The following is an 11,955-nucleotide window of genomic DNA, read 5'->3' on the forward strand; positions in this document are numbered from 1 at the left end:
CCGTGTTATTTAAAATAATAATGTTGACTCATCTTTACAGAGGATAGGTTTTTTTTCTTCTGGATCCTGAGCAAGGTCATAAAGCGTGACTTCTTTGTTCTTCTCCCACCAGATGTACTGAGCTCCTGCAAATTTTGCTCCTGTTGCCGCGATGACATTAGCAGCAATGACACGATCACCGTTCCATTTGAAATCAACCAACGAAATATTGTCAGCATTAAGATAGACTGCCTCTACGCGCTCTTTACCTGTTTCAGTATCACACTGATAGGTAATGGTCTCTGTTTTGGGCTCTGGATTGTCTGGTACTTCAATGATTAAAGAACCAGCTAAGCTATTGTTTGAGCTGAAGAGTGATAAACTTAAAGCGGTGAAAAATCCTAAAATGTGCAAAGTTTTTTTCATGATGCTTCCCTATATTCCTAATATTGTGCACAAAGAATAATTTGACTGATACGATGGTGTCTACGGCAGGATTCGAACCTGCGACCCCAGGATTCATACCACTTCGATTTTCACCGCCAGCCTTATCGGCTGTTTGTGGTCTGGACTGTCTCTTCACCTTGAAGCTTTTGCTCTTTAGGTGCTGCCCGTTCAGTCTCTACACCTTTCTCTCATTTGAAAAGAGACTTGGCTCGGGATTGGCATATAGTCGCCCATGAAGCTTTCCCCGAATTTGAGCAGATTCACTTTGAGGATTTCTCCTCAAAGTGCCCAATTTCTTTAGGAATCCTGTGCTCTATCCTACTGAGCTACGCAGACATCATCATATTTAATCTTTAATAGAAGTATAAAAACGAATCAATTATATTCAATATGAATTAACGAATTTCTGTTAATTTTTGTTCCAAAAAGGATAAAACTGCATCTGGTGAAACATTTTTTGCAATAAATGATTGGCCAAGTCCGCGTGTTAATATGAAAGTCAAATTGTTTTGCGAAACTTTTTTATCTTGGGCAATGAGAGTCATTAAAGTTTCAGCATCTGGTAGAGACCCTGGGATATCCTTTAATTGTGTAGGCAATCCTATAGATTTGAAGTGCGCTTCAATGCGTTGTGTAAGCGTGGGGCTTATTAAATTTAATTGAGCAGAGAATTGATGAGCTAGAATTATCCCAATTGCTACACTTTCGCCATGGATTAAACGGTTGGAGTCATAAGCGGTTGCTGTTTCAAGCATGTGTCCAAATGTATGGCCGAGATTTAAGAGTGCGCGCTCTCCCGTTTCGTACTCATCACGTGCTACAATGGCAGCTTTAAATTGGCATGAGCGAACAATGGCCTCTGTTCGCATAGGGCCGTTAGAGAAAATTTTCTGCCCATTTTTTTCAAGCCACTCAAAAAAGTCAGGTTGGTTAATGAGACCGTATTTTACTATTTCTGCGTAGCCAGCGCGAAATTCACGCGGTGGCAGGGTATCAAGAAGACACGTGTCAGCAATAACGCATTGTGGTTGATAAAAGGCACCAATAAGATTTTTGCCATATTGGCTATTGATTCCCGTTTTTCCACCAACAGAAGAATCAATTTGTGCAAGAAGCGTTGTGGGCATTTGAATGAAGTTCATGCCACGGCGGATTATACTTGCCGCAAATCCTGCTAGATCACCAATGACACCACCGCCAAAAGCAATAACACAGTCGCCTCTTTCTAAGCGTGCAGCAAGAATTTGATCGATAACAACTTGCAGGGTTGAAAATGATTTTGATTGTTCTCCCGCTTCTACAATAATAGGGACAGTATGAATTTTATTTTTTGTTAATTCTGCTTGCAATATCTCCAAATGAAGGGAAGCAACATTTGTATCTGTAACAAGTGCCAAGCGCGTTTGATGAGGATCTTTTTTATTAAGAGCATGTTTAATTTGTGAAGCAGCTTGTGTAATCAGACCCGGACCAATGATGATATCGTAACAGTGTTTGTCCAGTTTAACAGTGACGGTTTTGGTTTGCATGCTGGTTATCCCTATTGTTAATTTCTGTGTATAGGTAGTGCTGTACGGATCGTATAACATTTTGTGCTACGGTATGACGGCTTTCTTTATGACTGTTAATTGTTAAGTTTGCCTTTGCATAGATAGGATAACGCTGTTCCATGAGTTTTTGCATGGTTTCTTTAGGATTGGCTGTTTGAAGCAGGGGACGTGTTGGGTGCTTTGAGACACGTTGCATGAGGATATCAAGATCGACTTTTAGCCATATGGATATACCATTTTGGTGAATGGCTTTTCGGATATTTTCATTTATGTAGGCACCACCACCTGTTGCTAAAACAAGGGGACTTTTTTTCATGAGGTTTAGAATAACACGCTGTTCAAGAGCACGAAATTCGGATTCACCATAAATTTCAAAGAGTTCCGTGATTGTCATTTGTGCAGCTTTTTCAATTTCTTGGTCAGAATCATAAAAAGGTAAACGAAGCATGGTGGCGACGCGTTTTCCGATCACTGATTTGCCTGCCCCCATAAGACCAACAAGGACAAGTGCTCTTTTATCAAGGGACGATAAGAGCTGATTCTTTATTTGTGTTATGGGGACGCGTTTTTGTCGATTGCTTTTCATAACTTTATTTCGGCATTTATCCATCTTAAAGTCAATTCCTGTTAATCTTTGTGAGGCATAATACGAGATAGAATATTTTTGGGTAGGTTATTGTCTTATGCCAACATTGACTAGATTTTTGATGATTCTTTTCATTTTGCTTTCTGTTCTTTTCATTATAATGGGTGCTCTTGTGGTTTGGGTTGAACCAGTAACTGTGGATATGTACATTGATGTTCCCTTGAATTCATGGAATCTTTCTACGGAAGCGAATCAATGAAATGAAAAGTGGTGCTGTGATAGATCATTTTCTTGAGATGATGAGTGCGGAGAGAGGGGCTTCGTCTCATACGCTTGCGGCTTATCAGCATGATTTGCAGTGGGCACAAGACGAATTGTCTTCACACTCTGTTTCGCTTTTTTCAGCACAAAAAGAAGATTTAATTACTCTTTTGTCACTTATGCATACTTTTGGTTTTGCGGCATCGTCGCAAGCGCGCCGTTTATCAACTTTGCGTCAGTTTTATCAATTCCTTTATGCTGAAGGGTTGAGAGCAGATGATCCCTCTCATGATATTGATGCACCTCGTCAGAGGCGTCCTTTGCCCAAAATCATGAGTGAAGATGCAGTGATAAAATTGCTTGATTTTGCGGAGTTAGAAGTCAACCAAGCAGACTATGGGTCCAAAGGTTATTTCCGTGCACTGCGTCTTCAGCTATTGATTGAAATGCTTTATGCAACAGGGTTACGTATTAGTGAGTTGGTGAGTCTGCCGGTTCAGTCTGTTCGAAGGAATGAATACAGCGTTTTGGTTCGTGGTAAGGGCAAAAAAGAACGAATGGTGCTGTTATCAAAAAAAGCATGCCAAGTTCTTTCACAGTGGTTAAATTTGCGTGATCAGGGAAAGGACGCTACGAGTTCTTATCTTTTTCCTGCGCATTCCGAGACAGGATATATTGCTCGTCAAGTCGTTGCACGAGAGTTGAAAAATCTCGCTAGAAGAGCAGGGATAGGAAGTGATAGCTTTTCTCCCCATGTGTTGCGTCATGCTTTTGCTAGTCATCTTTTGCAAAATGGTGCTGATTTGCGTGCCGTTCAACATTTGTTAGGTCATTCTGATATTGCTACCACTCAGATTTATACCCATGTGTTGGAAGAGGGACTTTATCGTTTAGTCAATGAGCATCATCCACTTGCCGATGAGCAAAAGGCTCGTTAAAGAAAAGGTGATGTTTTTGAAAAAGACTTTATAAAGCAAATTATAAGTGTATAAGTGACACTGAATGAGTTGACACAAATGTATAATTATCTTGATTTTGAAAAACCAGTTGCTGATCTTGATGGGAAAATTCTTGAATTAAAAAAAATTTCTCAGGAAAAAGGCAGTCTTGATATGAGTGACGAGATTGCTCGTCTTGAAACGCGTTCCCAAACAGCGTTGCGCGATATTTATAAAAAATTATCGCCGTGGCAAAAAACACAAGTCGCTCGTCATCCGGATCGTCCCCATTTTATGGACTATTCTAAACGCCTATTGAGTGACGTTACGCCTTTGGCCGGAGATCGAAAGTTTGCTGAAGATGAGGCTATTCAAGCGGGGTTTGCACGCTTTAAAGGTGAGGCCGTTGCTTATATTGGTCAAGAGAAAGGTCACGATACGCAAACACGTTTGCGCTATAATTTTGGTTCTGCGCGTCCAGAAGGCTATCGTAAAGCTGTACGTATTATGGAAATGGCTGACCGCTTTGGTTTGCCACTCCTCACTTTTATTGATACAGCAGGTGCTTATCCTGGGGTAAGCGCTGAAGAACGTGGGCAAGCGGAAGCAATTGCTCAATCAACAGCTACAACTTTGCGTTTGAAAGTTCCTGTGGTTTCTGTTGTTATTGGAGAAGGCGGTTCTGGAGGGGCGATAGCAATCGCGGCTGCCAACAAAGTTTATATGTTGGAGCACGCAATTTACTCTGTTATTTCACCAGAAGGAGCAGCTTCTATCTTATGGCGTGATCCAGCTCGTGCAAAAGATGCTGCAATGAATATGCGTATTACCGCTCAAGATTTGTATCGCTTAAAGATTATTGATGGCATTATTTCGGAACCTTTAGGGGGAGCGCATCGTGGCAAAGAGATTGTCATTGATGCAACGGGTGATGTTATTTCAGAGGCTTTAAAAGCTATGGCTGGAAAAGATGGTCAAGTGCTTAAACAAGAGCGAAGGGAAAAATACCTTCAAATTGGTCGATCTCTAACATAGGTTATTTTTTGTGAGGGGTGTTGGATTGGAGTTTTATTCGATGACATTTAGCAGATTCCTTGCTGTGTGTGTGTTGTTTGTAATGGGACTATTGACAGCATGTGAAGGAAGATTACCAGCCTCTATTCGCGCTAAAGTTGAGCAGCCGTTGCCGCAAGAAATCAAAAATAGAATGGTTCTGTATGATATAGATCCCTATGCACCGATTATGATGCGGTTTTTTAAGGAAGAAAATCTTGCTGAAGTTTGGAAGCAATCTCGTTCAGGACCTTTTATCTTGGTTGCTCGCTATGGCATTTGCAAATGGTCTGGTAAGCTTGGACCTAAATATAAAGAAGGGGATCTTCAGACACCAGAGGGTTTTTATACTATTAGCGCAAACCAAATGAATCCTTATTCAAAATATTATCTCTCTTTTAATATAGGATTTCCTAACCTTTATGATCAGGAAAATGGTCGCACAGGAAGCAATCTTATGGTGCATGGTTCTTGCTTTTCCGCAGGTTGCTATTCTATGAGTGATAAGAACATGGCTCAGATTTATGCGTTTGCACGGGATGCTTTTAAAGGAGGACAAAGAGAGTTTCAGTTGCAGGCTTTTCCTTTCCGCATGACCGAGGATAATATGTCACGTCATAGCAAGAATCCTCATTATCAATTCTGGGTTATGCTTAAGAAAGGTTATGATTTTTTTGAAAAAAATCGTCAACCTCCAACTGTTGAGGTTTATGAAAAACGTTACGTTTTTAATCGCGATATTGATAAAAATTCAGTTTCTCTAATGCAGTAAGTGTTATTGTATCTTACAGCACCGTAAACACTATCACTTAATAATGGCGATACAGGATATGCAAAAACTTTGCACACAAGGTGTTTAAGTGAGTGGTCAATAGTCTTAAAGTGCAGAGTTTTTTCATAGAGCCTTAATGTAAGTAAATCATATGAAGTGGGAAGCCAAGAGGAATTTTCTCAAAGAAGTTGGATTGTTTGCACATAGGCACTGGTGTCAATCTTCGTTTTTAGTGAAGAGTAAGTTAACATAAAATGCACCTCTCTTTTTATTTCTTTCAAAGAGTTTTATTCTTTTATGCTGTAAAATATTGTCTTGTCGTGCTGTTATATAAGACACATTCACATATTTTAAAATGCGATATTGCCTCTGTCTGATTTTGGTTTTTTTCTTAACAGGGATTTTGATTTCAATTAGCTTGAATAAATATAGAGTTGAGCAGAATATTTTAGAACCAAGAATTTGGTCAATCTGTCTGTGAAATGAATCACATGAAGTGGTTTGCAGATGAAGCGCATTTAGAGAGAAAACAATCTGTTTGCAGATTGATGGATATTAAATTTTTTATCATAACAATTTTATTTATAATGATAATTTAGTGTTATTCAAGTTAAATTAGAACCCTGAATACCATAAGATTCTCTCATTTCAAAGCCGTTCCATGTTGAATAAATTAAAACCATTTTCTTGCACGTTACAAGCGGGGATAACCGCGTGGGTGAAACTGTGCAAGAAAGACTAAAATGCTTTTTACAAACCGTCTCAAGTACCAAGGGCTTGTTTCAACATTGGGAATTAGCAAAGTGTGTAATGGTGCCGGTTTGCTTCTTTAAAAGCATAAAGATGGTGGTGCCAATGAATTTAATATTATATCATTGAAGGGGAGAAAAAATTAAAATTTTATTCCTGGAATGACCAGAGGATTTTCTAAGAGAGCTGTTTTGTCTGCAGTATCTATTGCTGGTTTATTAAAAAAAGCATTGAGGAGCTTTTGTATTGCGTCTTTTTCAACACCATCGGCAATGATGACAAAACGTGTTTGTTTTATTCCTTTTGGCCATGCCGGCAATCTTATGGGAGGATGAAAAAATGTTTGTACGCCATGTAATACAAGTGGGCGATAAGGGTCATCACGCAATGCGATAATTGCTTTAATACGTAATAATTTTGTACCATAACGCTCTTGTAGGAGATCTAAAAAAGCTTCAATTGTGGCGTAATCAACAGGACCCTCACAGTTTAGTGAAAAGGTACGAATGGTTTTATGGGGGGTATGATCATGTGGGGTAGTCGTAAGATTTTGTTTAAGTTTTGTATTTTCTACTTTTTCATCCCATAATGTGTTATTTATTAATAGATTTGAACAGAAATCTTTAGAATGGGCGTCAATGATTTGTGCTGTAGGATTCATTGTTTTAAGTGTGCTAAGGAGTGCATCTGAAAGCGTTTGTGGGTCTCTAAGATCTGTTTTGGTGAGAATGATTTTATCAGCAAATATTAATTGTTTATATATTTCAGGATAGCGCTTACATATGGAAAGTGGACTTAATGTATCAAATGTTGCAAGAACAGCATTTATGGACAATGTTTGAATAAACAATGGGTGGCTTAAAAGTATTTGTAAAATAGGGGCGGGATCAGCCATCCCTGTGGTTTCAATGATAATATGATGGAGTTGTTTGATCTGTCCTGTCTGAACGCGATTTATTAAATCAATTAATGTGTCGATGAGATCACTGCGTAAATTACAGCATAAGCAACCATTGGCAAGCTCAATAATTCCTTCTGTCGTTTTTTCAACCAGAAGGTGGTCAATACTGATTTCGCCGAATTCATTGATGATAACAGCACATTCTGTTAGAAGAGGGTCTTGTAGCATACGGTTGAGCAAAGTTGTTTTGCCAGAGCCTAAAAAACCCGTAATAAGCGTGAGAGGGATGCGCTTTATTTTCATGTTAATCATCAATCATAGTTTTGTTTTTAAAAAATATATCTCAGTATGTCTAAGCAATTTATAATGATGTCCGTGAGGGATATAATGGTTAATCCCCCATGAAATCCATTGTACCACTATCTTTACGCTTATAAAGGTAGGTGCACGTGGGTATATTATACACTTTTAGCGTCAATGTTATGATAATTCTTGGTTCTTGAAAGGACTTTTATTCCTTGTTTTAATTATTTTATCTACATGTTCATCCACCTTGTGGTGCGCAAGAGACTGGTTTTATTGATTCAACAAATACAGATTTGAAATGAGAGAATCTTACAATACTTGTGGTTTTGACATAAGGTACAAAATAATTAATTATCATTATAAATCAAAGTATTATAATTAATTGTAGATTATGATTTATGGCTTTTTATAGAATGGTTTGCGTGCCTTTTATACGGAATATAGGGTTTTCTTAGTGGTTTTACTGTCATTTTAGGTGTTTGTGGCGTACGAATGAGGTGTACTGATAAAGGATGAGAAAAAGAAGGTGGAGCAGTGATAAAAGGTGAGGTGAGAATAATATTTCCTTGATCATCATATGAATTTGCATGCATTTTTATGGCTTCAGGTGTGCATGTTTGTTGTCTCATATTGTTGGCTTGTGTTATGTTGCTCCCATAAGGTTTTAATGTTGCTAGTGTTAATTGGGGGCTTCCTTGGTGCAAAAATCCTATTTCAAGAAGTTGTGCAGCTTTTTCTTCTCTTTCACTTATGTTGTTAGCACCTAGAATGACAGCAATAATTGTACGTTTATTGCGGGTGGCTGAGGCAACAAGATTAAAACCAGAGGCACAAATAAAGCCTGTTTTCATACCATCTATCCCATAAAAACGGCCAATGAGGTTGTTTGAGTTATGTTGGATTTTTCGATTATTACCAAAATCAATGGCTGGAATAGAAAAATAATGAGCATATTGTGGAAATTCTCGACGTATTTGAACGGCTAAAAGAGCAATATCGCGTGCCGTGGAGTAGTTTTGAGGATCTGGTAAACCACTTGCGTTCGCAAAATGGGTGCCAAACATGCCTAAACGTTTAGCTTCGCTATTCATTTTACGTACAAAATCTTTCTGTGAACCCGCAACAGCTTCACTCATGGCAATGGCTAAATCATTGGTAGATTTAACCATGGTGATACTTAAGGCTGTATCAAGTGTGAGTACAGAACCAGCTTTATAGCCTGAACGATATGAGGGAGCTTTTGCGGCGTATTCGCTGATGGTGATATGTTTGTTTGGTGAAACTTCCCCTCGGCTCATGGCACGAAAAATAACATAAGCGGTCATTAATTTTGTCAAGGAAGCAGGATACCAACGCTCAAAAGCTTGATTATGTTTTAAGATACGCCTCGTTGTAACATCAACAGAAATAAAAGGCTGCGCTAGAGCAACAGCGCTGGATAAACTCAAAATCACAGAAAAAAATAAATTATAGAAGAGACGTCGCATTAATTTAAATCTAGTTCCCTCTTATTCGTTATTTAGAATTGTTTTAATGTAGCACACAAAGCATTTAAGTCTAGGATAGGAAGGAAAGATGGTTAATTGCTGTATCCGTTGTGTCTGTGGGATAAAAACCAATTCTCATTTTTATTTTCCCCTTGAATTTGGTTTAATGGTTTGAGTATCTCAAGAAATACTTTTTAAATAATGAAGATTGTACAAGATTTCAGGTTCTTGGAGGGATTGAATTTCTCAGAAAGGAATGAATCTGCATAATCATGCATTTTTCTTGCTCTCCTGTTAGGATAGCCCTTGGCACTTGAGACGGTTCGTAAAAAGCATTTTAATCTTTTCTTGTATCGTTTTATTCACACAGATATCCCCGCTTGTAATGTGTAAGAAAATGATTCTAATTGATTCAACCTAGAATAGATTTGAAATGAGAAAATCTTACGGTGTTCAGGGTTCTCATTCAAGTTGAATAACGCTAAAACATCGTTATAAATCAATGAGATGTATGTTATTTAAATGATTTTAAAGAGAGGAAGAATTCTTTTTCAAAAAAATTTACACATTGATCATTTCTTATCATGTACAAGTGTTTTACAATTTTAAATTAGAAAGTTTGAAGTATCTTTCTTATATTTTTGTTCCCTATACTCCGCTCAATATACAAAGTTATGCATTATTCTTATCAATCAGTGCATTGTTTCATGTTGATTTAGTTTTTGAAGTTTCTGAACAGCGTATGGTGGCATAGGAGGAGGGGTAGGGTCTTGAGCTGCTAAGAGAAGCAGTTCATCACACGCTTTTTCAGTTTTTTGGACAAGTTGATCTAGAAAATCACGTTTGCTTAAACCAGCCTCTATCGGGGGAAGAATACGGACACGAATTGTTCCGGGATAGCGGCGAAAATTATTGCGTGGCCAATATAAACCCGCATTATGTGCAATAGGAACAACTTGAAGTCCTAATTCATTATAGAGCGCGACAATTCCTGACTTATAATCTGGTTCTTGACCGGGTTGTCGGCGTGTTCCTTCGGGAAAAATCAAGATTTGGCGCCCTTGTTTTACTTTCTCTTTTGCTTTTTGTATAATCATTTTTAAGGCTTTGATGGGTGTTGTGCGGTTAATGGGGATAATTTGCGTTTTTGCCATATACCAGCCAAACAATGGAATCCACATCAATTCACGTTTTAAAATGAGAGTGGGATCATCAAAATAAGGAACAAGACTGAAAGTTTCCCAAGCCGATTGATGCTTTGGAGCAATGATATAGGGTCCTTTGGGAAGATTTTCTAAACCTTCAATCTCATAACTTGTGCCTGCGATGTATTTTTGCAAAAAGAGTGTAACGCGCGCCCATGTTTTAGGAACAATCCATGCCTTTTTGCGGGGCATTAAAAAATAAACGGGAGCGTAAAGAATCATTTGTATGAAAGTTGATGTATAAAAAGCGAACGTAAAAAGAATAGAACGAAGGATAAGCACTACATTTTCCATTTTATATCTATAAGAAGACTTCGTATATAATATAATTCACGTGAGAAAACATCTTCTTTATATTTTTTCAAGCATCTATTTTTCGGTAACTCATTTTCCGATATTTAAAAACAGAAGGAAAGAGGTTGATGGAATTACAAAAAGATAAACTTTTTATTCCACGGATTTTATCTATTGCGGGAACAGATCCTTCTGGTGGCGCTGGAATGCAGGCGGATTTGAAGGTTTTTTCAGCTATGAAAACTTATGGTATGAGTGTGGTTACAGCTGTTGTTGCACAAAATACTCAGGGTGTGCGTTCTTTTCAGGCATTAGATGCTTCTTTTGTTGCAGATCAAATTGATTCTGTTTTTGAGGATATTCATGTTGATGCCGTTAAAATTGGTATGGTTGCAAATGCTCAGATTGCACAGGTTATTGCAGAACGTCTTGCTTATCATAAAGCGCGTTTCATTGTTTTTGATCCGGTTATGGTTGCAAAAAGTGGTGATGTTCTTTTAAAGTCTGATGCAATTGAAATTATGCGTGATGTTCTTGTGCCGATGTCAACTTTGATCACGCCAAATTTGCCTGAAGCTGCATTGTTATTGGGATGTGAAGTGCAATGGTCTTTAGAGACTATGTATCAATATGCTCCACGACTCTTGGCGCTAGGGTGTCATGCAGTTTTGTTAAAAGGGGGACATTTGAATACGCTGACCAAAAATAGTACAGAAAATTACGATTGTTCTAGTCCAGATCTTTATTGTGATTGTGAAAACCTTGTTATACTTGAAGCCTCTCGTCTTTCAACCACTCATGATCATGGGACAGGGTGTACCATTTCTGCTGCCATTGCAGCTCTGTTACCTACCCAACCTTTGGATTGCGCTGTTAAACAAGCAAAAGATTATTTGCATGGCGCTTTAACTGCCTCAGATGCTTTAAAAGTAGGGAAAGGGCGAGGGCCGCTTCATCATTTTTATGCATTATGGAAAGATTAATACAACGGTTGATAGTGAAAAATCTTCACTCTATGAATTTGTTTCGTCATTATATGATGTTTTGGACTTATGACTGATAAATGTTAGCGTATTGTAGCTTAACAGTTATTTTGTATTAAGAAGGATAAGAAAAAATGTTATAATTTGCTTCTTTTATATATTTTTTACGATTAATCTATCCTGTTTTAGAGGCAATTTTGAGTATAAAAAAGAGAGCAAGGAATTGTAAAATCAGGATTTGATAGCAAAAAGAGTAGAGGGAAAGACCTTTTACAAGGCGATATTAAAGCTAGCGGATCCACTATATTCGCTGTTTCTTATATTGGTGGCAAAACAGCCATTCAACCCATCGTGCAATTTGCGGGAGCTTCTCCTGTAAATTCATCTGCGAGAGAGCAAAGAGACAAAGACCGTTCCCCCATCACACACAATCAAAATGTCAC

10 protein-coding genes are annotated in these 11,955 nt (G+C 38.1%); 4 read left to right on the forward strand and 6 right to left on the reverse strand.

The annotated features are described in order from the left end of the window. Positions 1 to 9: 9 nt before the first annotated feature. The 3 genes from ACFINX_RS00925 to ACFINX_RS00935 all read right to left on the reverse strand — a co-directional run bounded on the left by ACFINX_RS00925 (position 10) and on the right by ACFINX_RS00935 (position 2,562). Positions 10 to 405, reverse strand: coding sequence for an MliC family protein (locus ACFINX_RS00925; RefSeq protein ID WP_375617422.1), 396 nt, complete (start codon positions 403 to 405; stop codon positions 10 to 12). A 416-nt stretch (positions 406 to 821) separates the two neighbouring features. Further along, entirely contained in the window at positions 822 to 1,955 is a 1,134-nt protein-coding gene (gene aroB / locus ACFINX_RS00930; RefSeq protein ID WP_375638134.1) for a 3-dehydroquinate synthase, read from the reverse strand. After that, the gene (locus ACFINX_RS00935; protein WP_375606223.1) at positions 1,930 to 2,562 is read right to left on the reverse strand and encodes a shikimate kinase; all 633 of its coding nucleotides are present in this window, start codon (positions 2,560 to 2,562) and stop codon (positions 1,930 to 1,932) included. The genes aroB and ACFINX_RS00935 overlap by 26 nt, the downstream gene beginning before the upstream one ends. A 260-nt stretch (positions 2,563 to 2,822) precedes the next feature. On the opposite strand from ACFINX_RS00935, the gene ACFINX_RS00940 reads away from it, so the two are divergent. The 3 genes from ACFINX_RS00940 (at position 2,823) to ACFINX_RS00950 (ending at position 5,586) form a co-directional block, all read left to right on the forward strand. Then, complete coding sequence (locus tag ACFINX_RS00940; protein ID WP_375611313.1) at positions 2,823 to 3,761, forward strand: site-specific tyrosine recombinase XerD; 939 nt, start codon at positions 2,823 to 2,825, stop codon at positions 3,759 to 3,761. Between the two features lie 78 nt (positions 3,762 to 3,839). Continuing rightward, positions 3,840 to 4,796 carry an acetyl-CoA carboxylase carboxyltransferase subunit alpha gene (locus ACFINX_RS00945; RefSeq protein WP_375611312.1) on the forward strand — a complete coding sequence of 319 codons (957 nt, stop codon included), beginning with the start codon at positions 3,840 to 3,842 and terminating at the stop codon, positions 4,794 to 4,796. 40 nt (positions 4,797 to 4,836) lie between these two features. Then, positions 4,837 to 5,586 (forward strand): L,D-transpeptidase family protein, encoded by a 750-nt coding sequence (locus ACFINX_RS00950; RefSeq protein ID WP_375611311.1) that lies wholly within the window; start codon positions 4,837 to 4,839, stop codon positions 5,584 to 5,586. A gap of 892 nt (positions 5,587 to 6,478) precedes the next feature. Here the strand turns inward: ACFINX_RS00950 and ACFINX_RS00955 are convergent. The 3 genes from ACFINX_RS00955 to ACFINX_RS00965 form a co-directional block, all read right to left on the reverse strand. Further along, complete coding sequence (locus ACFINX_RS00955; RefSeq protein WP_375611310.1) at positions 6,479 to 7,540, reverse strand: CobW family GTP-binding protein; 1,062 nt, start codon at positions 7,538 to 7,540, stop codon at positions 6,479 to 6,481. A gap of 392 nt (positions 7,541 to 7,932) precedes the next feature. Next, complete coding sequence (locus tag ACFINX_RS00960; protein WP_375611309.1) at positions 7,933 to 9,030, reverse strand: D-alanyl-D-alanine carboxypeptidase family protein; 1,098 nt, start codon at positions 9,028 to 9,030, stop codon at positions 7,933 to 7,935. Between the two features lie 692 nt (positions 9,031 to 9,722). Continuing rightward, entirely contained in the window at positions 9,723 to 10,529 is an 807-nt protein-coding gene (locus ACFINX_RS00965) for a lysophospholipid acyltransferase family protein (protein WP_375611308.1), read from the reverse strand. 128 nt (positions 10,530 to 10,657) lie between these two features. Here ACFINX_RS00965 and thiD point away from each other — a divergent pair, with 128 nt between their 5' ends. Next, on the forward strand, positions 10,658 to 11,512 hold the full coding sequence (gene thiD, locus ACFINX_RS00970) for a bifunctional hydroxymethylpyrimidine kinase/phosphomethylpyrimidine kinase (protein WP_375611307.1): 855 nt from the start codon (positions 10,658 to 10,660) through the stop codon (positions 11,510 to 11,512). Positions 11,513 to 11,955 lie beyond the last annotated feature (443 nt).

It is taken from the genome of Bartonella sp. AP36NXGY, from assembly GCF_042195865.1.
Classification (GTDB): Bacteria; Pseudomonadota; Alphaproteobacteria; order Rhizobiales; family Rhizobiaceae; genus Bartonella.

Bases quoted from the DNA above. Each gene is read 5' to 3' on its own strand.
- ACFINX_RS00925 (WP_375617422.1), bottom strand. From the start codon at position 405: ATGAAAAAAACTTTGCACATTTTAGGATTTTTCACCGCTTTAAGTTTA.
- aroB (WP_375638134.1), bottom strand. From the start codon at position 1,955: ATGCAAACCAAAACCGTCACTGTTAAACTGGACAAACACTGTTACGAT.
- ACFINX_RS00935 (WP_375606223.1), bottom strand. From the start codon at position 2,562: ATGAAAAGCAATCGACAAAAACGCGTCCCCATAACACAAATAAAGAAT.
- ACFINX_RS00940 (WP_375611313.1), top strand. From the start codon at position 2,823: ATGAAAAGTGGTGCTGTGATAGATCATTTTCTTGAGATGATGAGTGCG.
- ACFINX_RS00945 (WP_375611312.1), top strand. From the start codon at position 3,840: ATGTATAATTATCTTGATTTTGAAAAACCAGTTGCTGATCTTGATGGG.
- ACFINX_RS00950 (WP_375611311.1), top strand. From the start codon at position 4,837: ATGACATTTAGCAGATTCCTTGCTGTGTGTGTGTTGTTTGTAATGGGA.
- ACFINX_RS00955 (WP_375611310.1), bottom strand. From the start codon at position 7,540: ATGAAAATAAAGCGCATCCCTCTCACGCTTATTACGGGTTTTTTAGGC.
- ACFINX_RS00960 (WP_375611309.1), bottom strand. From the start codon at position 9,030: ATGCGACGTCTCTTCTATAATTTATTTTTTTCTGTGATTTTGAGTTTA.
- ACFINX_RS00965 (WP_375611308.1), bottom strand. From the start codon at position 10,529: ATGGAAAATGTAGTGCTTATCCTTCGTTCTATTCTTTTTACGTTCGCT.
- thiD (WP_375611307.1), top strand. From the start codon at position 10,658: ATGGAATTACAAAAAGATAAACTTTTTATTCCACGGATTTTATCTATT.